General features: G+C 49.2%; 22 protein-coding genes, 20 tRNA genes, 1 rRNA gene and 1 riboswitch. Of the genes, 8 read left to right on the top strand and 35 right to left on the bottom strand.

The genetic code is table 11. The annotated features are described in order from the left end of the window. Positions 1-45 precede the first annotated feature (45 nt). The gene (locus M1Q06_RS06490) at positions 46-999 is read left to right on the top strand and encodes a TIGR01212 family radical SAM protein (protein ID WP_434402319.1); all 954 of its coding nucleotides are present in this window, start codon (positions 46-48) and stop codon (positions 997-999) included. Beyond that, positions 996-1,565: a class I SAM-dependent methyltransferase gene (locus M1Q06_RS06485; protein ID WP_434402317.1), complete on the top strand. Its 570-nt coding sequence runs from the start codon at positions 996-998 to the stop codon at positions 1,563-1,565. Before M1Q06_RS06490 ends, M1Q06_RS06485 begins: the two co-directional genes overlap by 4 nt. 46 nt (positions 1,566-1,611) lie before the next feature. On the opposite strand, the gene M1Q06_RS06480 is transcribed toward M1Q06_RS06485, so the two are convergent. From M1Q06_RS06480 to M1Q06_RS06465, 4 genes are all read right to left on the bottom strand, one after another. After that, complete coding sequence (locus M1Q06_RS06480) at positions 1,612-2,634, bottom strand: zinc-binding alcohol dehydrogenase family protein (RefSeq protein WP_434402837.1); 1,023 nt, start codon at positions 2,632-2,634, stop codon at positions 1,612-1,614. Between the two features lie 60 nt (positions 2,635-2,694). Next, the gene (locus M1Q06_RS06475; RefSeq protein ID WP_434402315.1) at positions 2,695-4,293 is read right to left on the bottom strand and encodes a pyruvate oxidase; all 1,599 of its coding nucleotides are present in this window, start codon (positions 4,291-4,293) and stop codon (positions 2,695-2,697) included. A gap of 120 nt (positions 4,294-4,413) precedes the next feature. Continuing rightward, positions 4,414-5,424 (bottom strand): LLM class flavin-dependent oxidoreductase, encoded by a 1,011-nt coding sequence (locus M1Q06_RS06470; protein ID WP_434402313.1) that lies wholly within the window; start codon positions 5,422-5,424, stop codon positions 4,414-4,416. Between the two features lie 50 nt (positions 5,425-5,474). Next, a complete protein-coding gene (locus M1Q06_RS06465; RefSeq protein WP_434402311.1) occupies positions 5,475-6,275 on the bottom strand; it encodes an alpha/beta hydrolase in 801 nt (266 codons plus the stop codon). 99 nt (positions 6,276-6,374) lie between these two features. Here M1Q06_RS06465 and M1Q06_RS06460 point away from each other — a divergent pair, with 99 nt between their 5' ends. Further along, positions 6,375-6,884 carry a gamma carbonic anhydrase gene (locus tag M1Q06_RS06460; RefSeq protein ID WP_434402309.1) on the top strand — a complete coding sequence of 170 codons (510 nt, stop codon included), beginning with the start codon at positions 6,375-6,377 and terminating at the stop codon, positions 6,882-6,884. A 35-nt stretch (positions 6,885-6,919) separates the two neighbouring features. Here M1Q06_RS06460 and metK read toward each other — a convergent pair whose 3' ends face one another. Further along, positions 6,920-8,116, bottom strand: coding sequence for a methionine adenosyltransferase (metK, locus tag M1Q06_RS06455; protein ID WP_058381154.1), 1,197 nt, complete (start codon positions 8,114-8,116; stop codon positions 6,920-6,922). 204 nt (positions 8,117-8,320) lie between these two features. Further along, positions 8,321-8,431: riboswitch (SAM riboswitch) on the bottom strand. A 237-nt stretch (positions 8,432-8,668) separates the two neighbouring features. Between metK and pckA the strand changes: the two genes are divergently transcribed. After that, positions 8,669-10,258, top strand: coding sequence for a phosphoenolpyruvate carboxykinase (ATP) (gene pckA / locus M1Q06_RS06450; protein ID WP_434402307.1), 1,590 nt, complete (start codon positions 8,669-8,671; stop codon positions 10,256-10,258). 73 nt (positions 10,259-10,331) lie between these two features. Here pckA and M1Q06_RS06445 read toward each other — a convergent pair whose 3' ends face one another. The 3 genes from M1Q06_RS06445 to M1Q06_RS06435 all read right to left on the bottom strand — a co-directional run bounded on the left by M1Q06_RS06445 (position 10,332) and on the right by M1Q06_RS06435 (position 12,109). Then, positions 10,332-11,156: an alpha/beta hydrolase family protein gene (locus tag M1Q06_RS06445; protein WP_434402305.1), complete on the bottom strand. Its 825-nt coding sequence runs from the start codon at positions 11,154-11,156 to the stop codon at positions 10,332-10,334. Next, positions 11,143-11,595: an NUDIX domain-containing protein gene (locus tag M1Q06_RS06440; RefSeq protein ID WP_434402303.1), complete on the bottom strand. Its 453-nt coding sequence runs from the start codon at positions 11,593-11,595 to the stop codon at positions 11,143-11,145. The genes M1Q06_RS06445 and M1Q06_RS06440 overlap by 14 nt, the downstream gene beginning before the upstream one ends. A gap of 67 nt (positions 11,596-11,662) precedes the next feature. Next, positions 11,663-12,109: a Dps family protein gene (locus M1Q06_RS06435; RefSeq protein ID WP_121301190.1), complete on the bottom strand. Its 447-nt coding sequence runs from the start codon at positions 12,107-12,109 to the stop codon at positions 11,663-11,665. Positions 12,110-12,220: 111 nt separating this feature from the next. Here M1Q06_RS06435 and yidD point away from each other — a divergent pair, with 111 nt between their 5' ends. After that, the gene (yidD, locus tag M1Q06_RS06430) at positions 12,221-12,451 is read left to right on the top strand and encodes a membrane protein insertion efficiency factor YidD (RefSeq protein ID WP_058381158.1); all 231 of its coding nucleotides are present in this window, start codon (positions 12,221-12,223) and stop codon (positions 12,449-12,451) included. A gap of 108 nt (positions 12,452-12,559) precedes the next feature. Next, complete coding sequence (locus M1Q06_RS06425) at positions 12,560-13,585, top strand: metal ABC transporter solute-binding protein, Zn/Mn family (RefSeq protein ID WP_434402300.1); 1,026 nt, start codon at positions 12,560-12,562, stop codon at positions 13,583-13,585. Positions 13,586-13,619: 34 nt separating this feature from the next. Here M1Q06_RS06425 and menC read toward each other — a convergent pair whose 3' ends face one another. From menC to M1Q06_RS06395, 6 genes are all read right to left on the bottom strand, one after another. Beyond that, a complete protein-coding gene (gene menC, locus M1Q06_RS06420; protein WP_434402298.1) occupies positions 13,620-14,681 on the bottom strand; it encodes an o-succinylbenzoate synthase in 1,062 nt (353 codons plus the stop codon). Next, a complete protein-coding gene (locus M1Q06_RS06415; protein WP_434402835.1) occupies positions 14,672-16,102 on the bottom strand; it encodes an o-succinylbenzoate--CoA ligase in 1,431 nt (476 codons plus the stop codon). The genes menC and M1Q06_RS06415 overlap by 10 nt, the downstream gene beginning before the upstream one ends. A 92-nt stretch (positions 16,103-16,194) precedes the next feature. After that, positions 16,195-17,016, bottom strand: coding sequence for a 1,4-dihydroxy-2-naphthoyl-CoA synthase (menB, locus tag M1Q06_RS06410; protein WP_058381162.1), 822 nt, complete (start codon positions 17,014-17,016; stop codon positions 16,195-16,197). 1 nt (position 17,017) lies between these two features. Beyond that, complete coding sequence (gene menH, locus M1Q06_RS06405) at positions 17,018-17,839, bottom strand: 2-succinyl-6-hydroxy-2,4-cyclohexadiene-1-carboxylate synthase (protein ID WP_434402296.1); 822 nt, start codon at positions 17,837-17,839, stop codon at positions 17,018-17,020. Further along, positions 17,836-19,533: a 2-succinyl-5-enolpyruvyl-6-hydroxy-3-cyclohexene-1-carboxylic-acid synthase gene (menD, locus tag M1Q06_RS06400; RefSeq protein ID WP_434402294.1), complete on the bottom strand. Its 1,698-nt coding sequence runs from the start codon at positions 19,531-19,533 to the stop codon at positions 17,836-17,838. The genes menH and menD overlap by 4 nt, the downstream gene beginning before the upstream one ends. Next, positions 19,520-20,911 (bottom strand): isochorismate synthase, encoded by a 1,392-nt coding sequence (locus M1Q06_RS06395; protein ID WP_434402292.1) that lies wholly within the window; start codon positions 20,909-20,911, stop codon positions 19,520-19,522. Before M1Q06_RS06395 ends, menD begins: the two co-directional genes overlap by 14 nt. A 160-nt stretch (positions 20,912-21,071) precedes the next feature. Between M1Q06_RS06395 and M1Q06_RS06390 the strand changes: the two genes are divergently transcribed. Then, positions 21,072-21,986: a 1,4-dihydroxy-2-naphthoate polyprenyltransferase gene (locus M1Q06_RS06390; RefSeq protein WP_434402290.1), complete on the top strand. Its 915-nt coding sequence runs from the start codon at positions 21,072-21,074 to the stop codon at positions 21,984-21,986. Between the two features lie 138 nt (positions 21,987-22,124). Further along, positions 22,125-23,105 (top strand): DMT family transporter, encoded by a 981-nt coding sequence (locus M1Q06_RS06385; protein WP_434402288.1) that lies wholly within the window; start codon positions 22,125-22,127, stop codon positions 23,103-23,105. Between the two features lie 12 nt (positions 23,106-23,117). On the opposite strand, the gene M1Q06_RS06380 is transcribed toward M1Q06_RS06385, so the two are convergent. The 21 genes from M1Q06_RS06380 to rrf form a co-directional block, all read right to left on the bottom strand. Then, positions 23,118-23,189, bottom strand: a tRNA-Glu gene (locus M1Q06_RS06380). Positions 23,190-23,195: 6 nt separating this feature from the next. Further along, a tRNA-Ser gene (locus M1Q06_RS06375) sits at positions 23,196-23,287 on the bottom strand. 4 nt (positions 23,288-23,291) lie between these two features. Beyond that, positions 23,292-23,366 (bottom strand) — tRNA-Asn (locus tag M1Q06_RS06370). A gap of 4 nt (positions 23,367-23,370) precedes the next feature. Beyond that, a tRNA-Ile gene (locus tag M1Q06_RS06365) sits at positions 23,371-23,447 on the bottom strand. Between the two features lie 5 nt (positions 23,448-23,452). Then, positions 23,453-23,526 (bottom strand) — tRNA-Gly (locus tag M1Q06_RS06360). Positions 23,527-23,530: 4 nt separating this feature from the next. Then, positions 23,531-23,606, bottom strand: a tRNA-Phe gene (locus M1Q06_RS06355). Between the two features lie 15 nt (positions 23,607-23,621). Further along, positions 23,622-23,697: transfer RNA gene (locus M1Q06_RS06350), tRNA-Asp, on the bottom strand. 3 nt (positions 23,698-23,700) lie between these two features. Further along, positions 23,701-23,777, bottom strand: a tRNA-Met gene (locus M1Q06_RS06345). Positions 23,778-23,819: 42 nt separating this feature from the next. Further along, positions 23,820-23,912, bottom strand: a tRNA-Ser gene (locus M1Q06_RS06340). A 15-nt stretch (positions 23,913-23,927) separates the two neighbouring features. Beyond that, positions 23,928-24,004: transfer RNA gene (locus M1Q06_RS06335), tRNA-Ile, on the bottom strand. Between the two features lie 8 nt (positions 24,005-24,012). Further along, a tRNA-Met gene (locus M1Q06_RS06330) sits at positions 24,013-24,086 on the bottom strand. Between the two features lie 21 nt (positions 24,087-24,107). Then, a tRNA-Ala gene (locus tag M1Q06_RS06325) sits at positions 24,108-24,183 on the bottom strand. 6 nt (positions 24,184-24,189) lie between these two features. Continuing rightward, positions 24,190-24,266 (bottom strand) — tRNA-Pro (locus M1Q06_RS06320). A 25-nt stretch (positions 24,267-24,291) separates the two neighbouring features. Beyond that, positions 24,292-24,368: transfer RNA gene (locus M1Q06_RS06315), tRNA-Arg, on the bottom strand. 25 nt (positions 24,369-24,393) lie between these two features. Then, a tRNA-Leu gene (locus tag M1Q06_RS06310) sits at positions 24,394-24,482 on the bottom strand. 23 nt (positions 24,483-24,505) lie between these two features. Continuing rightward, positions 24,506-24,580 (bottom strand) — tRNA-Gly (locus tag M1Q06_RS06305). Between the two features lies 1 nt (position 24,581). After that, positions 24,582-24,666: transfer RNA gene (locus M1Q06_RS06300), tRNA-Leu, on the bottom strand. 21 nt (positions 24,667-24,687) lie between these two features. Continuing rightward, positions 24,688-24,763: transfer RNA gene (locus M1Q06_RS06295), tRNA-Lys, on the bottom strand. A gap of 9 nt (positions 24,764-24,772) precedes the next feature. Continuing rightward, positions 24,773-24,848, bottom strand: a tRNA-Thr gene (locus M1Q06_RS06290). Between the two features lie 12 nt (positions 24,849-24,860). Further along, a tRNA-Val gene (locus tag M1Q06_RS06285) sits at positions 24,861-24,936 on the bottom strand. An 8-nt stretch (positions 24,937-24,944) separates the two neighbouring features. Next, positions 24,945-25,060 (bottom strand): 5S ribosomal RNA (rrf, locus tag M1Q06_RS06280). Positions 25,061-25,139: the final 79 nt, after the last annotated feature.

Raw genomic sequence — 25,139 nt, 5'->3', positions numbered from 1 at the left:
GCCGGCAACTGCGTGTTATAATGACAGCTAAGGAGTGGTTTTATTATGGACAATGAATTCCCCTTCCCGAGTGACGGGAAGCGTTATTATACATGGAACCGCCATTTGCGCGGGCAATTCGGCGAAAAAATCATGAAAATCTCGCTGGACGCCGGATTTGACTGCCCGAATCGCGACGGTACAGTCGCTTTTGGCGGCTGCACGTTTTGCTCGGTCGCCGGTTCCGGTGATTTTGCCGGAGACCGTGTCGACCCGATCCCTGTGCAATTCGAGCAGGTGAAAGCGAAAATGCACCGCAAATGGAAAGACGCCAAATACATCGCCTATTTTCAAGCCTATACGAATACCCATGCACCGATCGATGTCATCAAAAGACAATTCGAAGCGGCACTCGCACAGGAAAATGTGGTCGGCATCAGCATCGGCACACGGCCCGACTGCCTGCCGGATGAAGTCGTTGAATACTTAGCTGAACTCAATGAACGCACGTATTTATGGGTGGAACTCGGCCTGCAGACTGTCCATGAGCGCACTGCGCAGCTCATCAACCGTGCACATGATTTTGACACTTACAAAGAAGGCGTCGACAAACTGCGCGCACACGGCATCAATATATGCAGCCACATCATCAACGGCTTGCCGCTGGAAGACATAGACATGATGATGGAAACGGCACAGACAGTCGCAAAACTCGACGTCCAAGGAATCAAGATCCACCTGCTGCATCTGCTCCACGGTACGCCGATGGTTAAACAATATGAAAAAGGCATGCTCGATTTTATGGAAAAAGATGCCTATATCCAACTCGTCGCCGACCAGCTGGAAATCATCCCGCCCGATATGGTCGTCCAGCGCATCACCGGCGATGGCCCGATCGATTTGATGATCGGGCCGATGTGGAGCACGAATAAATGGGAAGTGCTAAACGGCATCGATAAAGAACTCGAAACCCGCGGCAGTTGGCAAGGCAAGCATTATGCGGGGAGTGTGGCATTATGACTTTGCAGCGCGTCTTGCCTTTCACCAAATCCTTGCTCGAACGAGTAGTATACAAAGGTGACAGTGTGGTAGATGCCACTGCCGGAAACGGGCATGACACCCATTTCCTAGCTGGGCTTACCGGTGCATCCGGAAAAGTTTATGCGTTCGATATCCAAAAACAAGCGATTGAAGCGACTAGACAGCGCACAGAAGCGTTTCGTCATGTCGAATTGATTTGCGACAGCCACGCGAAAATTTCACAATACGTAACCGAATCGATATCAGCCGCCGTTTTCAATCTCGGCTATCTGCCAAAAGGCGATCACGCCATCATCACCAAAGCGGACAGCACTTTGCAGGCAATCGGCCAATGCCTCGAGCGCTTAAAGACAGGCGGCTTGGTGTTAGTCGTCATTTATTCTGGCCACGATGGCGGCAGCGAAGAGCGCGACGCGGTGATGGATTACGTCAAGCAATTGCCGCAAACCCGCTACGACGTCATGAAATACGAATTCATCAACCAACAGCATTCTCCGCCATTTTTAGTCGCGATCGAGAAAAAACAGCAACGCCAAAAGAAGTAACAGCTAAATCAAAAGAGCAGCGTGCATGTGCACGCTGCTCTTTCACTTATTTCTCGACAGGACCTTCGAGAACAATTTTCCCGATCGTCTTGCCAGCCATCAATTTTCCGTAGGCTTCTTTCAAGTTTTCCGGATTGATTGGCGCCATCTTTTCATTGAGCGTTGATTGGACCTTGCCGCTATCTGCCCACTCTGACAGCTCATTCAATAAATGATGCTGCTCGATCATGTCTTCGGTCTGGAACATCGAGCGTGTGTACATCAATTCGTAAACGAAGGTCACGCTTTTTCCGAAGAATCCTGGATCAAGCGGTTCGAACGCTGGCAGGATTGAACAGATTTTTCCTTGCGGCCGGATCGCTTCGGCCATGCCTGCCATATGGTCATCGGTATTGGTCAGGCAGAAGATATAGTCCACGCCGTCCATATCCCGTTCCTTCAATTGAGGCAGCAATTCCTGGTGATGGTTAATCGTGTGATGGGCGCCATGATCTTTGGCCCACTCGACCGTCTCCTGACGCGACGCGGTTCCGATTACGGTGAGCCCTGCTAATTTGGCGATCTGCGTGGCGATCGAACCGACACCTCCCGCAGCGCCGATGATTAGAATGTTCTTGCCTTCGTTGTCCTGAGGGTTTTCCGAGATGCCCAAGCGGACAAACAAGGCTTCCATTGCGGTCAATCCCGTCAATGGCAAGGCGGCTGCATGCGCAAAATCCAAGTTTTTTGGCTTGTGGCCGACGATGCGCTCATCAACTAAATGAAATTCGCTGTGGCCGCCTGCCCGGACATTGGTGCCTGCATAAAATACTTCATCGCCTTCTTTGAACAAGGAACAATCGCTTCCCGTCGATACTACAACACCCGCGACATCCCTGCCGACGATTGTCAAGGAATCGTCGTCCGGTTTTTTCGAATCACGCGTTTTGTAATCGGTCGGATTCACCGATACCGCCTTTACCTCCACAAGCAAATCGTGACCTTTTGGCTCTGGCTTGTCCAATTCCACCGCTTCGAACTGAGGCGGTTGTTCCGTATTCCCGGGTTTATAAAATCCAAGTGCTATCATTTTCGAATTCAATCCATTTCGCCTTCCTTTCATCTATTCATATGCCTGTTGCATTTTCTTCTATAATACAGCCGAGATGTCTTCCACGTATGCATCGATGACGACTGGCTGTTTGCTTGCTTTCGCTTTTGATAAAACGTCCTGCAATTCGGCACGTGTTTTTACTGTGTAGCCTTCACCGCCGCAAGCAATGGCAAACGCCGCAAAGTCGATATTGGCAAGATCGACATTGGTCGGCTTATTGCCTGCCATTTTTTGCTCGTCTTCAATCAATTGAAGCTTCTGGTTGTTGAAGACGACGATGATCATCGGCAGCTCGTATTTAACTGCAGTGACAAAATCCTGCATGCCCATGGAAAATCCGCCGTCCCCGACGATGGCGATGGTCTGTCTTTCCGGATATGCCAGTTTCGCTGCAATGGCTCCCGGCAAACCGCAGCCCATCGTGCCGAGCCAGGACGACAACACCAACTTCTGGCCAGTCAACTGCAAGTACTTCGCTGTCCAGATGGTGATGCTCCCGACATCCAGTGAAACGACAGCGTCCCGCTCCATGATGTGCTGGATTTCGCCCAGCACTTGCTGAGGTTGAAGCATGTCGGTTTGCTTATCGACATCTTCACGCAGCTTGTCATGCCAAGCACGTCGTTTCTCCTGAAATTGATTCAAGAATGCTGGATCTTTTTCGCCGAGCTGGCTTGTCAACCAAGCAAGCGCTGGCCCGAGTTCCCCGACTACGCCTACCGTCGCCGGATAATATTTTCCGATCACGCGCGGTTCGAGATCAATTTGGATGGCAGGTGCTTTGTCCGGCAAATACTCCCTGTACGGGTAGGCTGTACCGGCTAGGATCACCAAATCAGCTTGTTTCATCGCCTCTTCAGCCGGCTCCGTCCCGAGTTGCCCAAGCTGTCCTAGGTTATTCGGGTGATCATCAGGAATCAGACCTTTAGCCGGAAGCGATGCAATGATTGGCGCTTTCAGCTTTTCCGAAAATGACAATACTTCGCCAGGTGCGTCCTGTGCGCCCTTGCCTGCCAAGATGACTGGCTTTTTCGCAGTCTCCAATAGCTTCAGCGCTTCCTTCAAATCTTCTTCCGCCGCCCCGATATGCGGCACGGAATATTCCGGCGAGGTCATCTCCTTTTCCCGCTTGATTTTCGTGCTAAATAGATCGTCCGACACAACGAGAACAGCTGGACCTTTTTCCGCATAGGCTGCACGTACCGCCTGATTCAGCATATCCGGCAATTGCTCGGCATTTTGCACGCGGCGGTTATAGACCGAAACGTCTTCAAACATTGATTCCAATTTCAGCTCCTGGAAAGTATCGGTCCCAACAGCACTGCTGGTCACTTGCCCGACGATCGCGAGTACCGGGGTTTTGTCTTTTTTCGCATCATATAGACCGTTTTGCAGATGGATTGCCCCAGGTCCTGCGATCGACAGGCATACGCCAATGCGCCCGGTCAATTTCGAATAAGCTGAAGCGGCGAGCGCCCCTGTCTCTTCATGGCGTATCTGGATAAAACGGATATCCACTTTGCGCAGTTCTTCCATTAATTCATTGATGGAATCCCCCGGCATTCCGTAAATATGGCCTACATTCCATTCCTTCAACAGCTCTACTACATGGCTGCCTGCGGTGCGTTCAAACATATACATTCCCTCTTTCCTTATTTCTGCTGTTCCATCTCTTTATCCCTCCAGCTCATCTGTAAACCTTTTTCGGCAAACATGTAAAAAGGCAGCAGGCCGTTTTTTTAGCCTGCTGCCTTTTTAGGATATTCTTTTAGTCATTTCTTCAGCGATCAATCGGAACGTCGTTAACTTATCATTGAAATCATAGGCGACGGAAACAATCATCACTTCATCGGCGCCATATTCCTCGCCGAGCGCTTCCAATTGATCCACCACTTGCTTAGGGTCGCCGACGACCATGCGCCGGCGGTTTTCCGCGACAAGCAGCTTTTCAAATTTCGAGTATTCGTAAGCGGCTGCCTGTTCGGGAGACGGCGTGCCGTCAGACGGCATGCCCTGTGCTCCCATCGCAAGCGACAAATCGAGTGAAGACGCGACATATTCCGCCTGTTCACGAGTTTCCTGGCAAACCGCGAAAATCGCAAAGCCTGTATACGGTCCATTGCCTTTATGGGAAATGAAATTTTTTCTGTAGTTGGCTGCAAAGTCCTGTCCGCCTTCGCCGTTGATGAAGTGGGCGAACATATACGGCAAGCCTTTTTGGGCGGCCAATTGCGAAGACCCCTCCCCTGAACCGAGCATCCAGATCGGCGGTGTTTCAAGCGGCACCGGGGTTGCAGTCATTCCATAATAATCATGCGACTCCGGAATGCTGTTTTCCAAATACATGCGCAGCTCATCCAATTGTTCAGGAAAGCGCCCCGCATCCCGCAAGCGGCCATTCGATAAAGCGAACGATGCTCTCGGCATGCCGCCTGGCGCACGGCCCACTCCTGCATCGATACGCCCAGGATACAGGCTCTCCAATAAATTAAAGTTCTCGGCCACTTTAAATGCCGAATAATGCGGCAGCATGACACCGCCAGAACCCAAGCGGATCGATAGAGTCCTGGCACCGATATGGCTGATCAGGATCTCCGGAGAAGAGCCCGCCAAAGTTTTGGCATCGTGATGTTCCGATACCCAAAAGCGCGTATAGCCCCATTTTTCTGCGTGTTGCGCCAACCGGACCGTATCGGCCAAAGCTTCGCTAGCTGTCTGGCCTTGTGAAATCGGGGATTGGTCTAATATGCTGAAACGAAGCGGCATCTCCATCTCTCCTTTTTATCATTACCTATAATTATGAATATACTATAGGATTATTGGCTGCGGCGCATTCTTTCCGCTTCGGCTGCGGATTCGGCAAAGTATAGGACTGCCTTGAATATTTCATCCCGCTCGGGTTCCTGCAGCAGATCATGGTAGCAAAACGGCCATTCCTTGAAATGGAACTCATTGACGGCTTGCTTGGACAGCCAAGTGCGCCCTGCTGCCGTGCGCGTAATCAAATCACGCTGGCCAGTGTTGAGCATGATCGGAATATCCTGAAGTTGCATTTGTGCTGCTTGTTCCAAATAGCTTTGCAATTCCTTCCACCAGGCCGGTGAACTGAGCGATTGGATCGCTCGGTCTCTCCCTCCCAATTCATCCTGGAACTTGCGTCTCGTCAAATGGCGCAATTCGATGCCATGGTCGATTTTACCTTTTCCAGTAAGCTTGCTGATTCCGGACAACGCAAGTGTTGGCTTGCTCGGCACTTTTTGCAGTTCAAACCATGGCGACGTGAGAATAAGCGCTGCTATAGGATGGCGGTTTTCTCCAAGGGCATGGATGGCGATCGCTGCGCCGAGCCCATGTCCCGCGAGCACGACCGGCAAGTCATTGCCCGCTGCCAGGCGCAGCAGTTCAGCGGCCGTCTTATCATATTCGAAAAATGTTTCACGGTGTACCGAATCAGCTGCTGCTAGCGTCCCGTGGCCCGGCAAATCACCCATATAGACATGAAAGCCGCTCCTCCGCCATTGCTCGATTTGCCACGCATAGCGCTTATGTTCCTCGTATGCACTATGGATCAACACGATAACGCCTGTTGCCTCGCCTTCCGCTTGCCATTTCCACATAATCCGCGCCTCCCTATACAGCTTGATCGATTGACCTTTTCCGTTGTTTTGATACGATTAGAACTAATTACATCTTATCAATGATAAAGGAGCTTTGCCATGATCTATCCATATAAAGACAAATCACCAAAGATTGACAAATCGGTATTCATTGCCGATTATGCTACCGTCACCGGTGATGTGACGATCGGCGAGAATTCTTCTGTCTGGTTCAACACAGTCATCCGCGGCGACGTGGCACCGACTATTATCGGGAAAAACACCAATATCCAAGACCTATCGATGCTCCACCAAAGTCCGGACAACCCGCTCATTTTGGAAGATGATGTCACCATCGGCCACCAAGTGACGCTTCACAGCTGCAAAATTAGAAAAGGCGCTCTGGTCGGCATGGGCTCGATCATTCTGGACGGCGCTGAAATTGGCGAAGGGGCTTTTATCGGCGCAGGCAGCCTTGTCGCACAAGGAAAGAAAATCCCAGCGGGCACACTGGCATTCGGCCGTCCTGCAAAAGTTGTGCGTGAGCTGAACGAAGCGGACAAACAAGATATGGAACGCATTGTCCGGGAATACGCGGAAAAAGCAGCTTATTATAAATCACTTCAATAGAAAAAGCAGGCGGAAAAATATCCGCCTGCTTTTTATTATGCGTTTGCTTGTTGTTTCAAAGCATCCGCTTTGTCTGTGCGTTCCCACGGAAGGTCGACATCCGTGCGGCCGAAGTGGCCGTAAGCCGCTGTCTGTTTGTAGATCGGGCGGCGCAGGTCGAGCATCTTGATGATCCCGGCTGGGCGCAAATCGAAGTTTGCGCGTACGAGTTCGATGAATTTGTCTTCGCTGACTTTCCCTGTGCCGAACGTATCGACAGCAATCGATACCGGATGTGCTACGCCGATTGCATAAGCAAGCTGCACTTCACATTTATCGGCGAGGCCAGAAGCAACGATATTCTTCGCCACATAGCGTGCTGCATAGGCACCGGAACGGTCGACTTTGGTCGCGTCTTTACCGGAGAATGCCCCACCGCCGTGTCGTGCATAACCGCCGTACGTATCAACGATGATCTTGCGGCCTGTAAGCCCTGCATCACCTTGAGGCCCGCCGATGACGAAACGGCCTGTCGGGTTGATGAAGTATTTCGTTTCAGCGTCTAGCAGTTCAGCAGGTACGACTGCATTGATGACGTATTCCTTCAAGTTGCGCTGGATTTGCTCCAAGGAAACTTCCGGATGGTGCTGCGTCGAAATGACGATCGTATCGACACGCACCGGTTTATTGTTTTCATCATATTCAATCGTTACTTGCGTTTTGCCATCAGGGCGCAAATACGGCAAGATTTCTTCTTTGCGCACTTCTGCCAAGCGGCGTGCGAGTTTGTGCGCCAGGCTGATCGGCAATGGCATCAATTCTTCTGTTTCGTTTGACGCATACCCGAACATCAAGCCTTGGTCGCCTGCTCCGATCTCATCCAATTCCTTATCGGTCATCTGGCCTTCACGCGCTTCAAGTGCCACATTGACGCCTGCAGCGATATCTGCCGACTGCTCATCGATCGCTGTCAACACTGCGCTTGTCTCGGAATCGAATCCGTATTTCGCGCGTGTATAGCCGATTTCTTTAACTGTCTGGCGGACCACTTTCGGAATGTCTACATATGTGGATGTCGTGATTTCGCCTGCGACAAGGACGAGCCCTGTCGTTACGGTCGTTTCGCATGCGACACGCGCATTCGGGTCTTCTGTCAGGATCGCATCCAGGATTGCGTCTGAAATCTGGTCGCAAATCTTATCCGGATGGCCCTCTGTTACTGATTCTGATGTGAATAATCGACGGTTTGTCAAAAAAAGTTCCTCCTTATATCCTGCGAGATTGCTCTCGAAATTGATACGGTACTCGTTTTCCCATGTCAAGTCCGTTTCCGTTTATAGGAATTGAACTTCCAGCTTTTTCAGCCTGCACACGAGGATTAAGGGCATTCCATAAAAAAATCCCTTCTCTCATCTTCAAGCAATGAGGAAAGGAATAATCATCATAAGCACCTTTCACTCTTATCGTCCAAGGCATTCGCCTTGCTTCAGGTTGGGCACCATCGCTGCAATTGCAGCAGGTTGCCGGGTTTCATTGGGCCTGCACCCTCCACCAGCTCGGAATAAGAGTATCCGTTCAATTTCCCATCATACGGAATGCAGCAAGCACTGTCAACGTTTTTACCGGAAACGATTGTCAGACTTTTAAGCATGCATCTTTTTCTACTATTGAAACAGCACAAATCGTTAACATTGACAGATTTCTAGTTATTAGTATAGACTAATCGCGTCAATGTGTTATACTAATGTTCGAATATACATCTTCCCCATTCATTTGGGAATAAACGAAAAGGAAGGTACATATATATGACTTCAGTGAACCTAGCAAATGATTTGAAAGAGCTTTTGAACGGCTCGAATATTAATACGCAACTATCCGTTCCACAATTGGTGGAAGCTGCAACATCCCGCGGGGAGGCAGTATTGACGCGTGAAGGTGCTGTCAAAGCGGAAACCGGCAAATACACGGGCCGTTCGCCTAAAGACAAGTATATGGTAGAAGAGGCGATTTCGAAAGATAAAATTGATTGGGGCAGCGTCAACCGCCCGATTTCCTCTGAAATCTTTGAAAACCTATATGCTAAAGTCCTCAATCATTTGAAAGAAAAAGACGCTTTGTACGTCTTCAAAGGTTTTGCCGGCGCAGATCCTGAGTCGCGCCTTGCGATTCAGACAATCAATGAATACGCATGGCATAACCTGTTCGCCCATCAATTGTTCATCCGCCCGACTGCGGAAGAACTGAAGGCGCATGAAGCTGAATTCACTGTCGTTTACGCCCCGACTTTCCATGCAGACCCTGCGGTGGACGGAACGGATTCCGAAACCTTCATCATCGTTTCGATGGAAAAGAAAATCATCTTGATCGGCGGTACGGAATACGCAGGCGAAATGAAAAAATCCATCTTCTCGATCATGAACTACATCCTTCCTGAAAAAGGCATCCTGCCGATGCACTGCTCAGCGAACGTCGGCAAAAACGATGACGTCGCTTTGTTCTTCGGCCTTTCCGGCACAGGCAAAACGACTTTGTCAGCTGACGAAGACCGCAAATTGATCGGCGACGATGAACATGGCTGGTCGGATAACGGCGTCTTCAACATCGAAGGCGGCTGCTATGCAAAAACGATCAACTTGTCTCGTGAAAATGAACCACAGATTTTCGATGCCATCCGTTTCGGCTCTGTCCTTGAAAACGTCGTCGTCGATGAAGAAACCCGCATCCCTGATTACGACGATGGATCGTTAACAGAAAACACGCGTGCAGCGTACCCGATCGATGCTATCGACAATATCGTCGTCCCTTCTGTTGCAGGGCACCCGAAAACGATCGTCTTTTTGACTGCGGACGCATTCGGCGTATTGCCTCCAATCAGCAAATTGACGAAAGAACAAGCGATGTACCACTTCCTTAGCGGATACACATCAAAACTGGCCGGCACAGAACGCGGTGTGACTTCACCGGAAGCGACATTCTCGACATGCTTCGGCTCACCATTCCTTCCGCTTCACGCGACAGTTTACGCTGAAATGCTCGGCGACAAAATCGATGAGCACGGCGCAGACGTCTACCTGGTAAACACAGGATGGACTGGCGGGGTTTACGGCGTCGGAAGCCGCATGAAACTGTCCTACACACGCACAATGGTCCGCGCAGCGATCCGCGGCGACTTGAACGGCGTGGACATGGAACATGAATCGGTCTTCGGCTTGAACATGCCAACAGAAATCCCAGGCGTGCCGACTGAAGTATTGAACCCGCGCAATGCATGGGCTGATAAAGAAGCTTATGATCAAAAAGCACAGGAATTGGCGAAGAAGTTCAAAGACAACTTTGAAAAATTCGGCACTGTGGATGCTGGCATCAGCCAAAAAGGCGGCCCTACCCATAATTAATTACATCATAAAAGGCCGGAGAGAAATCATTCATTTCTCTCCGGCCTTTTTTGTTTTATTCTCAACTACCGCGTTAAGCTTCTGCATTATTGCGGACAGCTTCGGTTAAATCTTCTTTGCGCTTCTCCTGCTCTTTCATCCATACCGTCAGCGCCTTCGCAGTCCTGCGATTTGCCATAGGAGGGAAAAAATGTGTGTACTCCGGAAAATACCACGTTTCACATGGCTGATGATTGAGCTGCAACGCTTCTTCCAATAGGAAGGCTTGCTGAGGCGAAACATTGTCGTCTTTCAAGCCATGGATAATTAAGTAAGAAGCATCGCTCTCTCCGATGCGCATCAAGGGATTGCGTTCTTCAAAGGCTGGAAGCGCGGTATTCGGCGTGCCGCCGTAAAGACGCTTCATCATACGGCGCATATCCAGCCTCTCTTTATACGTCAGCACCGTATCCGTGACGCCTGCCCATGTGACGACGGAACAAATATCGCTTCTCAGCACAGCAGTCCACAGCGCCATGATGCCGCCTCTTGAAAATGCCAGCAAATGAACTGGGCCTGCACTGAATTTTTTCAGCACTTCCACGGCATTCACGGCGTCATAGCGGTCTTCCCCGGCAAACTCATCTTTCCCTTCACCGCCGCGGTTGCCGCGGTAATAAGGGGCGAAAACGGTAAATCCCATTCCCGCAAATTGAGCGATCCGTGCCGGCCGCACCATGCCGATGGACTGGATGCCACCGCGCAGGTACAAGATTCCACTTCCGGCATCATCTTTTTTCGGCTGCGCCAGCAAGCCTTTAATACGCAAGCCTTCAGACCAATACGTCACTTCCCGCAGTCGTACATTCGGATTCGGCGATGGATACCATCTCATCGATTCAATATCACCATTTTTCAACAGTCTTCACCTTCTCTATAATCGCTTCCATGCCCGCGTCACGCATCAGGAAGCTGTAATTTCCATCAATCACAAGCTTCGGAACCAGCACCGGTCCGTCTGTCTCCATCCACTCCACTTGCTTCATGTCCTCAATAGTGGCTGTAAATACCGTTTTGCTAAAAGGTTTATCTGTATAAACTGTATATTCCGCAAGCCAATTTAATTCATTCACACTGGCTCCAGTTTCTTCGAATACTTCCCGCTTCGCCGCCTGCTCCAGCGATTCGCCTGGCTCGGCTTTGCCCCCCGGAAATTCAAGGCCGCGCACGGAATGCCTCGTCAACAGCCAGCTGCCATTATATTTTCCTATCACCAGCACATGCCGGCTTTCAATCTGTGACTGTCCTTTTTCAAAAAATAAACGGCAAGTGCAGCCGTTCAAGTCCTTATATTCCATCAAACATCCTCCCGCCTTCAGAAAAAGCGCACAACCGGCTAACGGTCGTACGCCCATTTCTTCTATTCTACTTCTTTTCGCCGAGAAATGCAGACAGCATCCACGAATGCTTCTCTAAGTTTTGATGGATGGCATTGAACATGTCCTCTGTCATGTCATCGCCGTCTCCAGCCGCAAGTTCCATGCCTTTTTTCAAGGATTTCATGATCTTGTCGTAATCGGAAACGATGGTATCGACCATCTGCTCCGCGCTCTCGCTGCTGGTCGCTTCATCTACGACCGACAATTCGAGCTGCTCTTTCATTGTTGCTACCGGCTTGCCGCCAAGTGCCAGCAGGCGTTCCGCAATCTCATCCATATGAAGCGTCGCTTCGTTATAGAGTTCTTCAAACTTTACATGCAAGGTAAAGAAAGATGGCCCTTTGACATACCAGTGGAAATTATGTAATTTCGTATAGAGTACTGACCATGAAGCGACTTGTACGTTCAATTCCTCGTTTAATGCTGTTGACACAATTCATCACTCTCCATTTTTTGATAAGCTCTTCTGCTTTATAAATACCTCTAAAAGCCCTACAATAAACATCAACGAACCGCAACCAAACAAGAAAAGAGTGGAATCACGATGAAAACCGCATTAGTGAAGCTGTTCCGTTTCTATCAACGCTTCATCTCCCCACTGTCGCCGCCGAGCTGCAGATTCTATCCGACATGCTCCCATTATGGGATTGAAGCGGTAGAAAAACATGGCGCATTAAAAGGCGGCTATCTTGCCATCCGCCGCATATTGAGCTGCCACCCGTTCCATAAAGGCGGAGTGGACTTTGTCCCGGAAGAATGGCCCCCTAAAAAATAGGTGGGTTTTTTTCTTGTGTTGAATCGGATTGTATTGTATGATTCTAAGAGTCAACAAAACGTAACGATTACATTTTATGAACACGCATTAAATTTGGAGGGACATTTTATGAAGAAACTAGCATTATTTGCAGGAATAGCACTCATTTTATTATTGGCTGCGTGCGGCGGAACGGCACAACCCGATAGCGGCCCTGAAGGCGAAGCGGCCGAAGGGAAACTTGATGTATATGCAACGGTTTATCCGCTCGTCTATTTTGCAGAACGTATCGGTGGCGAGCGTGTCGACGTCAAATCCGTTTACCCGGCTGGCGCCAACGAGCATAGCTTTGAACCAACCCAAAAAGACATGATCAATATGGCGGACGCCGATCTGCTCTTTTATGTCGGTTTAGGGCTTGAAGGCTTTATCGACAGCGCACAGGAAACGCTTCAAAATGAAGACCTCGAATTTGTCGCTACGGCAGACGGAATCACCGATGAACAACTCGAAGCTGCGGCTGGTAAACAAGCCGAGGCGCATAGTGAAGACGAACATGGGCATGAAGAAGATGGACATAGCGACGAGGAGAGCCATGAAGAGGAAGAAGGCCACGAAGGCCATGACCATGGCTCCACTGATCCACACGTCTGGATCTCACCTGTCCTTAGCCAGGAACTCGCTGCTTCTGTCCGTGATGCTTTAGCGGAAAAAGACCCGGAAGGCGCAGAGGAATTCGATAAGAATTATGAAGAACTCGTCGCTGAACTAGAAGCGCTTGATGAATCATTCCAAAACTTGGACGAAAAAGTTGAACGTGACACCTTCTTCGTGTCCCACTCAGCATTCGGCTATATTGCAGCACCTTACGGATTTGAGCAAGTGGCCGTCGCAGGCTTGAATAGCCAAGACGAACCATCCCAGAAAGAATTAACGGAAATCGTCGACATGGCGCGTGAAAAAGACATTCAATACATCGTCTTCGAACAAAACGTCTCGTCGAATTTGACGGAAGTCATCCAAAACGAAGTTGGCGCCGAAGCGATTGAAATGCATAATCTTGGAGTCTTGACACAAGAAAACATCGACAACGATGAAACGTATTTCACTTTGATGAAAAAAAATCTTCAAGCACTCGAAACAGTCTTGAAATAGTAAAAACTCGCCGAACAATAAGTCGGCGAGTTTTTTATATGTTCAGCTTATGTCCGATTCCCGGGCTTTCGCTTAATTTGATTTCCCCGTGCTCTACACGGATTTCCGGAGAGACGATATCTACCTGCCAAAAATGGCCTGAATCTGAAAAATCCCCAGTCAGTTTCACTTCGGGCAGCGATGCAAGCGCCAGATTATGCGCTTTTGATACGCCAAACTCGATCATGCCGCCGACCCACATCCCGATCTGTTCATTTCTGCAGAACTCGACGACCTTCAAGGTTTCTGACCAACCACCGAGACGACCCATCTTCAAGACGATAATATCCCCTGCTTGCTGTTCTGCCATGCGTTTTACATCGTCGAGGCTATGGATGCTTTCATCCAGGCAAATCGGCGTCGTCATTTTTGAATGTGCAGCACTATGGGCATCCCACTCCTGTTCGCTATAGGGCTGCTCGATCAATGCAAAACCGGCCTGGTCAAATGCCAGCAGCTCTTCCAATGCCCGCCCTGAAAAACTGCCATTGGCATCGGCATAGAACGAAATCTCTGGATTGGCCGCAACCAAGCTTTTCAATAAAGCCGCATCGGTATCAGGTGAAATTTTCAGTTTGATGCGCCGATAACCTCTGCTGATCGCTGCTTTTACGTTGGGTGCCAGTTCATCACCTTCTCCTGCAACAACCACACCTGCAGGGATTGTTTTCCGAACTCCCCCGACAAATTCATAGAGCGGCACACCTTGTCGCTTGGCGAATAAATCCCATACAGCCATTTCCATAGCGGCTTTAGCCATATGATTGCCTTTTACTTTGGAAAATAATCTTTCCAGCTCTGTCGGATGCTCCAAACGTTCATTCAACAATAGCGGAGCCAGCACCTGTTCCATCACAAAGCGGCTGCCCGTTACGGTCTCTTCGGTATACCAAGGCGTATCAAAAGCAACACATTCACCGTAGCCCTCTCTCCTTTCAGCGTCCCGGACGATCACTATCGTCACTTCCCGCTCTTGTACTTTCTGCAAGACAGTGATAAAAGGCTGGTTCAAAGGCTGCTTTACTTTATGGAATTCAATACCGGCAATTAAAGCCATGTCTTCAATTCCCTTCTGAGCAGTTTATTCGACGCATTCCTTGGCAACGCATCCACCATACGGAACAGTTTCGGCACTTTATAGCCGGCCAGCTGACCTCGGCAAAATTCCGCCAGCTCATCCAACACTTCAGGTTCATCTAGCACGACAAACGCCGCCGGCACTTCTCCCCATGTGCTGTCTGCCATTGCGCAAACCCCGGCTTCCCGGACGGATGGATGTGCCATCAAAACCTTCTCGATTTCTGCCGGATAAACATTCTCCCCGCCAGAAACAAGCAGATCCGAGCGCCTGTCAACGACGAATAAAAATCCTTCTGCGTCCACATAACCGATATCACCTGTTGCGAGCCAGCCGTCTTTTTGCACGGCCCGGTCTTTGAACTTGCCGATATAGCCAGGAGTCACTTGAGGCCCCTTGATGAGAATCTCTCCTGCTTCCCCTGTCTTTGCGCCGTCAATTTTTACTTGGTATAAAAATAGCGGCTTGCCGGCAGAACCGATCTTCATTTTCGCATCAGCCGGCTGCAAAGTTGTCGTCTGCGAAGACGTTTCGGTCATGCCGTAGGTTTGGAGCACTTGAATGCCATGCGCTTCCGCCCGCTGCAAATAAGACACCGGCACGGGGCCGCCCCCCGCCAGGATCTGCTTGAAGCGAGCTGAAACGCTCAGTTCGCGCTGCTCGATTTCCCGTAGCACTTGATCAAGCGTGACAGCGACCATCGAACTGTGCGTCACTTGCCCTTTGCACAATTCATCCGCACACACCGTGGCGTCGAATTTCTCGTAAAGCCGGACACCCATCCCGTATACGAGCGACCTCATCAAAATCGAGAATCCACTGATATGGAATAAAGGCACTGTGCACAACCAGAAATCGTCAGGCGACACACCCAAATTCAGCGCAGAAGACACTGCGCTTGAAAAATGGTTTTCAGCTGTCTGCCTGACCCCTTTTGGATTGCCCGTCGTACCCGAAGTATACATGATCGATATAGTCCGGTCTTTAACCCATTCCACCTTCAATTCAAAGTCCGCAGATGGCGCCTGTCTCAATTGTTCAAAAGAAACCGGCTGCGATGCTGCCACCTTCTCGCAGAGTTCACTAGTTGCAAATACCTGGTCCACCTTGGCATCTTCGATTTGGTAAGCAAGTTCCGCTCCAGCCAGCCGTTCATTAAGCATGACCATTTCACAGCCGATATGCAGGCAGCCGTACATGACAAAAACAGCTTCGGCATTCGATCTGGCGAGCAACGCCACACGCGAATGTTCCGTAATGCCAAAATGGGCCAGCTTGCCGGCATAATCGAGCGCTATTTTGTTCACTTCCCCAAACGTCCATTCATCCTCGCCGAACGATAAAGCCAATTGATTTCCCGTCAGGTAAGCACGCTGCGAAAGCCAATTCGGATATGTCATTTTCAAAATCCTTTCCTCAAGCAAGTTCATTTATTAGCCGTTGATTGAAAAAAAGCTGCCTCCGAAGAAGACAGCTCAATTCATTCATATAATCAAGGGAAACGTGGGAATTGACCGAAGTCCGGTTTGCGTTTTTCTTTAAACGCATCGCGGCCTTCTTTCGCTTCATCCGTTGTGTAATAAAGCAAAGTCGCGTCGCCAGCCATTTGCTGAAGTCCAGCAAGGCCGTCCGTATCGGCATTCATTGCCGCTTTGACGAAACGCAATGCAGTCGGGCTCATTTCGAGCATTTCCTCGCACCATTTCACGGTTTCATCTTCCAATTGCTCGTAAGGAACAACTGTGTTGACGAGGCCCATATCAAGCGCTTCCTGTGCATCGTATTGGCGGCACAAGTACCAGATTTCGCGTGCTTTCTTATGTCCAATGATGCGTGCCAAATAGCCGGAGCCATAACCTGCATCAAATGAACCGACACGCGGTCCAGTTTGGCCGAAGCGTGCGTTATCTGCAGCAATCGTCAAATCACAAACAACGTGAAGCACGTGTCCGCCGCCGATCGCGAATCCAGCAACCATTGCAACAACCGGTTTTGGAATGACGCGGATCAAACGCTGCAAGTCCAGGACGTTAAGGCGCGGAATTTCATCTTCCCCAACGTAGCCGCCATGTCCGCGGACGGATTGGTCTCCGCCTGAACAGAATGCTTTTTCGCCTTCGCCTGTCAAGACGATGACGCCGACATCCGAATTATCGCGCGCGCGTGAAAACGCGTCGATCAATTCATGGACCGTTTTCGGGCGGAATGCATTGCGTACTTCCGGACGGTTAATGGTGATTTTTGCAATCCCATTATATGTTTCGTATTTAATGTCTTCATATGTAAGTTCTGTAACCCATTGACGTGTTGACATACTAGTCCTCCTCATTAATTCCATTTAATCGTTCCATAACCATTGTAGCAAATTCAGCAGGTTTTTCCACATGAATCGCATGTCCCGCTGAAATGATGCAGTGTTCTGCGTTCGGCAATAATTCCTCCATCTCACGAGCGATGGCGCAAAACTTCGGATCCAGTTCTCCGGTCACCAGCAAAACTGGCATCTCCAATTCCGGCAAACAGTCCCAATAAGATCGCTGTGAACCTGTGCCCATGCCTTTCAAGCTATTCGCCAAACCTTGTGCAGTCTGTGCCAATCGTTCTTGTTTTACTTGCTGCCGCACATGTTCCGGCAATGATTTCTGGCTGTCGAACAACGGGATGTTCTCCCATTTCTCAACAAATTGCTCTAGTCCACCATCAACAATATTAGTGGCTAACTGCGCATCCCGTTCTCGCCGCTCTTCTCTTGCAGCTTCTGTTTTCAAGCCAGGTGAAGCACTTTCCAAAATAAGCTGGTCAATGCGATGTGGAAATTCACAAGTATAGGCAAGTGCTGTGCGACCGCCCATCGAATAGCCGAGCAATGTGAATTTCTCCAACTTCATTTCTTTGAAAATGTAATCAAGGTCATCCAGCTGCCGTTCCATCGCATAACGGCTTTCGTCTGCCGGGCTTTCTGTCTGGCCATGCCCAATCAAGTCGATCGCCACTATCCGATAGTCTCTCCAGTTTTCAATGGCCGTTTCCCATGTAGCAGTGCTGCCCGTAAAGCCGTGAAGCAAAACCAGGACAGGATGGGCTCTATCTCCCACTACCTCAATATGGTAGCGAACACCATTCGCTATCAATTTCATGTATTTAGCACCTCATCGAGCCGGTCCCACAATTTCCGGTGAACCGTTACGTTATTGGCGCGGTTTGTTGCCACTTCAATGATGCGCACCGGTTTGTCTTTCAGCGTTCTAAGCGCCGACTGCAATTCATCCACAGTCTCCGCAGAGAAATATTCCGCATCGTACATTTCAGCTGCTGCTTTGAACTGGATTCCTGTCGGCGTGCCGAAAAGTTCCTCGTAGTAGCGCTCTTCTTTCGACTGGGGCAAATAAGAGAATATCCCGCCTCCATCATTGTTCATGACAATGATCGTCATATCGGCAGCTTGCAGTTTCGATGCAAGCAAACCGTTCATATCATGCAGCAAAGCCAAATCACCGATCAATAGATAGCTAGGCCGTTTATTCGCTGCCTGGATCCCGAAAGCAGTCGATACCACTCCGTCTATGCCATTGGCGCCGCGGTTGGCATAAATCCGGACGTCCCGTTGCGTCACCTGGAAATACGTATCTGCATCCCGTATCGGCATACTGCTGCTCACAGTTAAATCACACCCATCGAGCTCATCAAAAAAGGCTTTCGCCAATACGCCTTCATCCAATTCTTGCTGGCAATGGATAGACATCGTCTCCTGCACCAATTCCCCTGCTTTTATCCATTGTTCGAGATACGGATTCGACGATTTCGCTTCCAAACTCAACTTCCATAGGGCAGAAGCATGCTGTTGGATGTGATGCGTGACAGCTGATTGCGGGTCTCTAAGCATCGGGCTTTCATCGAGCACGACATAACTCGCAGGCTCGGCTTTCCCTAAAAATAGGCTGAGCGGCTTGGATACAGGCTGAGGCCCAATCCTTACCACTACGTCCGGCGCTACACTGTCAGCAAATTTCTCGTTCTTCAGCAAGGCATCATAGGAATCGACGATGACATCCATTAGATCATCAGGTACATTCGAGCGTAGATTCGACAACGGATCGGCAAGCACTGGCCAACCGAGGCGGCGGATAAACTCCCATTGCTCCGATGAAACCAGAGCCGTATTTTCCCCAGCGATCAGCAAGCCCCGCGAATGGCTGAACACTCCTCGTAAAAATGCCGCAGCTTCATCATTCAGCTGCTGGCTGCTTTCAAAACGGTATAGTTCTCTTTTGCTTTCATAAGGCTGTTCGAAATCAATGCTAAGCGGTTCACGGAATGGCACATTCAAATGAACCGGTCCCTTTGGCGCGGTTTCAGCCATGGCTGCTGCACGCCCCAAATGGCGCTTCAAAAAGTCCAAACGGTTGCCCTGCTCCGGCAACGGCAAATCAGCTGACCACTTGACATGGGAGCCGAATAAATTGATCTGGTTAATCGCTTGCGGGGCCCCGACTTCACGAAGCTCATGCGGACGGTCTGCCGTCACGACCAAAAGTGGCACACGCGCATAATAGGCTTCGACAATCGCAGGGAAATAATTGGCTGCCGCAGTCCCTGATGTACAAATCAAAACAACTGGACTGTTCGAAGCTTTTGCCAAACCTAGTGCATAAAACGCAGCCGATCGTTCATCTATTTGCCGATACGTCTCTATCCCTTCCTGTTTCATGAAAGCATAGGCAAGAGGCGTCGAACGCGAACCCGGACTGATAACCGCCTTTTTCACCCCTGCATGTAACAGCGAATGTGTAAATGCCGAAACATATTCAGTTAAAAACTCACGATTCGTCATGCAAATTTCCTCCCAGCACACGAAGCATCGGGCGGAACTTCACCCATGTCTCATCATATTCGGCTTCTGGTGTAGAATCTGCCACAATGCCGCCGCCTGCGAATAAATACGCTTTATCTCCATCAAGCAAAGCGGAACGGATCGCCACAGCGAATTCACCATCGCCTTTTGCGTCGATCCAGCCGATCGGCGCTGCATAATATCCTCTATTCAGAGGTTCATAAGAGCGGATCAAGCTAAGTGCCTGTAACTTCGGTTCGCCGCCGAGTGCGGGTGTCGGATGTAGCGCTTCAACAAGATCCAGTAACGAACTGCCTTTTTTCAACTTGCCTTCCACCGGTGTATACAAATGTTGTATATCCCGAATTTTCATCAACTTAGGATTTTGCGGAATGCGCGGATCCGAACAATGCTCCTCGAACACGTCACCGATCATCTGGACAACATACTGATGTTCGGAACGATTTTTTGAATCATTTAATAAAGCTTGTCCCAGCGCTTCGTCCTGTTCAACGGATTGACCTCGTGGGGTAGAACCCGCCAAACAAGTAGACAATGCTCTTTGCTGCTCCACTTTAACCAGGCGCTCCGGAGTCGCTCCGAAAAAGAATTGTTCGCCAGCTTCCAGCCCGAACAAAAAGCTTTCTGGCTGTTCATTCGCTGCTTGGTAGAGGGCAGAAGCCGGTGCTAAAGCTTCCTTAAAGCGAAGTTCCAGCGCTCTTGCGATAACCACCTTATCGACTTCGCCTGCTTGGATTACGTCCGTCACTTTTTCGATGGACCGCATATACTCGTCTTTTTTCAGTTCCTTTTTGTCAGAAACTAGAGGTTTTTGGTACGCTTTTGGCTCTGAAACTTGCGCGCCATGAATTAGCCGGTCACGTTCTTTACGCAACACTTCAAAATCCATAAAGCTGTTTGGCTGCTTAGTAATCAAATGGACACTGACATACGCCTGCTCTCCCTTGATAATAAGCTGAAATGTCGGCACAGCAAAATAAGCCTGCGGGAAATTTCGCCACTCGCTCGGCTGATCATTCAAAGGATCAAATGAAAAACCGCCGAATAGCACTGGCTGAACGGCTGTTTCTTCATTCACCAATTGGGCACTCAGCGCTTTCCAGTCCTTCTGAATGCTGCTGAATCGTCCTTTATAATCGTCAGCCGTCAGCACATAAGCATGTCCCAGGCCCACCATCGTGAAGGACTTTTCACGATTCTGCCAAAACATGCGCTTACCTTCGTACTGTTCCTGCCCAGCTTCGAAAAATGCCAGAGCAGACATGGTCGATACTTCAATTGTTTCTGTATAGAAGCGATAGCCGCTGAAGCGATTCGCTTCCATTTGTTCAGTTGATGAATACGATTGTGAATTCACCGGATTACCTCCGTTTACTGCAGCTTCAATTCACTGCGATACATTTTATCTCTACCTTCTATCATACCCCTTTCTCCGGAATTCAGCACAACATATGCTGTAAATCTCTGCGTTTTGAAGTACAATATAGGTTGGAAAGAAATGAATAGGAGAGATAGAAATGACACATTCCATACAAGCTGATAGTGGATGGCGCGTCTGGTGGCAGCTCACCCGGCCCCATACTTTAACGGCATCTTTTGCCCCAGTATTCCTAGGGACAATGATTGCAATCCATTATACCGCTTTAAATTGGGCGCTGTTCTTAGCCATGCTGATCGCAAGCCTACTGATTCAAGCAGCAACCAATATGTTCAATGAATACTATGACTACGCCAGAGGGCTCGATACTGAAGAATCCGTTGGCATTGGAGGCGCTATCGTCCGGAATGGTGTTTCACCGAAAACCGTTCTGGTTCTGGCATTTCTGCTTTACGCTATCTCTGCTGTATTAGGGCTTTATATTGCAGCTTCTACCAGTTGGTGGCTATTGGCGGTTGGTGGCATTGGTATGCTAGTCGGTTATTTTTATACCGGTGGGCCATACCCGATTGCTTACACGCCATTAGGTGAATTGTTTTCAGGATTGTTCATGGGCTTCCTCATAGTAATCGTCGCTTTTTATATCCAAGCAGAAACGATCACCTCCACCGCTGTTATGTTAGCTGTACCCAGCACATTGCTCGTAGCAGCAATTATGATGGCCAATAACATCCGCGATATGGTCGGAGATAAAAAAAGCGGGCGGCGCACTTTAGCGATCCTAGCCGGCCGACCGGCTGCAGTAACAACTTTCATGTGGTTCTTTATTTTGTCTTATGCTTGGATTATTTTATTGGTGTTGCTCGGTATTGTTACACCCTGGGCTTTATTGGTGCTACTAAGTGTTATTAAGCCCCTGAAAGTAATTATGACTTTTAAGCGCTACACTGAGCCTCTACAAGTAATGCCTGCCATGAAAGACACGGGAATCACGAACACTTTGTTCAGCTTCCTGCTAGCAATCGGTCTACTAGTAGATTATTTTTTATCTTAAATACCTAAAAGCTGATGGCTCATTGCCATCAGCTTTTTATTATTGAAATAGCTATGAGAAGTCTCATTTAAAATAAGAGTGGTGAAAATTTCTCGGTTGCGATATATTGTATCTAATATATTTTAAAGGGGTTTTCCTATGAAACCAATTTTATTAGGTCTTGCAGGAGCAATGTTTTTTGCAGTCACATTTATTGTTAATGCATTAATGGAGGCACAAGGAGGCCATTGGGTATGGAGCGCGTCCCTGCGTTACCTATTTATGATTCCTTTCCTCTTATTAATTGTCATGCTTAGGGGAAACTTGCTTCCGCTCCTCCACGAAATGAAAAAACATAAGGTGAAATGGTTATTGTGGAGTTTCATAGGATTCGGTCTTTTTTACGCTCCCTTGTGTTTTGCAGCAGCATATTCCCCAGGATGGCTAATAGCCGGAACTTGGCAATTTACAATCATCGCTGGAACTTTACTGGCACCTCTTTTTTTAGTTAAAATTCATGTATCCGGCCAAACTATTATGCATAGACAACACATTCCGATCAAAGGCTTATTGTTTTCAACGATTATTTTAGCTGGGATAGCCCTTCTTCAACTTGACCACTTAACTAATGTTACTATTTCCACGTTGCTACTCGGGTTAATACCCGTTTTGATAGCAGCTTTTGCCTACCCACTTGGAAATCGGAAAATGATGGAGGTTTGCGAAGGTCGTCTAGATGCATATCAACGCGTGCTTGGAATGACGATTGCCAGTCTCCCGCTTTGGTTGGTTCTCTCTATTTATGGTTTCTCGACAACTGGGTTGCCTTCTAACTCTCAAATTTATCAATCTTTGATAGTTGCCATCAGTTCAGGAGTAGTAGCGACTGTTCTATTCTTTATGGCGACCGATATGGTCAGAAACAACATGTCAAAGCTTGCTGCAGTTGAAGCCACGCAATCTATGGAAGTTATATTTGCATTAATAGGTGAATTTTTTCTTTTAAGCATCGCATTTCCTTCCCCAATAGCATTAATTGGCTTAACCATGGTAATACTAGGAATGGCAATACACAGTTTCGCTTCACACAATGAACAAAAATTAGAAAAAGAAAAAAGCGTCATGCATATGAATGCATGACGCTTTTTAATATGACCCCTACGGGATTCGAACCCGTGTTACCGCCGTGAAAGGGCGGTGTCTTAACCGCTTGACCAAGGGGCCAAATACTGGCGGAGAAGGAGGGATTTGAACCCTCGCGCCGGTGTTACCGACCTACACCCTTAGCAGGGGCGCCTCTTCAGCCACTTGAGTACTTCCCCAGTATGGCTCCGAAGGTAGGACTCGAACCTACGACCATCGCATTAACAGTGCGGTGCTCTACCACTGAGCTACTTCGGAACAATGGTGGGCCTAAGTGGACTCGAACCACCGACCTCACGCTTATCAGGCGTGCGCTCTAACCAGCTGAGCTATAGGCCCATTATTGGAGCGGGTGAAGGGAATCGAACCCTCATCATCAGCTTGGAAGGCTGAGGTTTTACCACTAAACTACACCCGCAATATGGTGGGTCAGGACGGAATCGAACCGCCGACACTTAGAGCTTCAATCTAATGCTCTACCGACTGAGCTACTGACCCACATATTTATAAAAATGGCGGTCCCGACCGGGATCGAACCGGCGATCTCCTGCGTGACAGGCAGGCATGTTAACCGCTACACCACGGGACCATTTGGTTGCGGGGGCAGGATTTGAACCTGCGACCTTTGGGTTATGAGCCCAACGAGCTACCGAACTGCTCCACCCCGCGATAATTATATTGAAGAAAAATTGTCCACACATTTTTTAAAGATGGAGGAGGAAGAGGGATTCGAACCCCCGCGGGATTTGACTCCCCTGTCGGTTTTCAAGACCGATCCCTTCAGCCAAACTTGGGTATTCCTCCGTGATAAATATTAAATGGTGGACCTTGCAGGACTCGAACCTGCGACCGGACGGTTATGAGCCGTCTGCTCTAACCAACTGAGCTAAAGGTCCTAAAAAAGTGGCGGCAGAGGGGATCGAACCCCCGACCTTACGGGTATGAACCGTACGCTCTAGCCAGCTGAGCTACGCCGCCAGGATCTTTAAATTGTATAGTTGGTGGAGCCTAGCGGGATCGAACCGCTGACCTCCTGCGTGCAAGGCAGGCGCTCTCCCAGCTGAGCTAAGGCCCCATAAAGTGGTCGGGAAGACAGGATTCGAACCTGCGACCCCTTGGTCCCAAACCAAGTGCTCTACCAAGCTGAGCTACTTCCCGACTAAATAGGATGATGACAAAAATATGGCGCGCCCGAGAGGACTCGAACCTCTAACCGCTTGATTCGTAGTCAAGTACTCTATCCAATTGAGCTACGGGCGCATAATATAAAATTTGATAAAACAGTTGGTGCCGAGGACCGGAATCGAACCGGTACGGTAGTCACCTACCGCAGGATTTTAAGTCCTGTGCGTCTGCCAGTTCCGCCACCCCGGCGGGGCATTGGACAGATAAAAAATTGGAGCGGAAGACGGGGGTCGAACCCGCGACCTCCACCTTGGCAAGGTGGCGTTCTACCACTGAACTACTTCCGCTTGGTGCGGGTGAAGGGAGTCGAACCCCCACGCCCGAAGGCGCTAGATCCTAAGTCTAGTGCGTCTGCCAGTTCCGCCACACCCGCGTGGCAATTATGAAATTAAAATGGTGAGCCATGAAGGATTCGAACCTTCGACCCTCTGATTAAAAGTCAGATGCTCTACCAACTGAGCTAATGGCTCAAACATGAGTGGTGCCGGAGAAAGGACTTGAACCCTCAACCTACTGATTACAAGTCAGTTGCTCTACCAGTTGAGCTACTCCGGCATGGAGTAAAAATGGTGGAGGATGACGGGATCGAACCGCCGACCCTCTGCTTGTAAGGCAGATGCTCTCCCAGCTGAGCTAATCCTCCGTATGTATGCCCAGCGACGTCCTACTCTCACAGGGGGAAACCCCCAACTACCATCGGCGCAAAAGAGCTTAACTTCCGTGTTCGGGATGGGAACGGGTGTGGCCTCTTTGCCATCATCACTGGACTATAAGGTTTTTGAAAGACAAGTCTTATTATACCAACTCTGGCGAGTTTTACAAGTCTTTTTTTTGCCCGGAGGCAAA

Origin of the sequence: Planococcus sp. 11815 (assembly GCF_051096385.1) — a bacterium.
In the GTDB taxonomy this organism is placed as follows: Bacteria; Bacillota; Bacilli; order Bacillales_A; family Planococcaceae; genus Planococcus; species Planococcus citreus.
The sequence above is the reverse complement of the archived record's forward strand: the minus strand, read 5'-3'. Positions and strand labels throughout refer to the sequence as shown.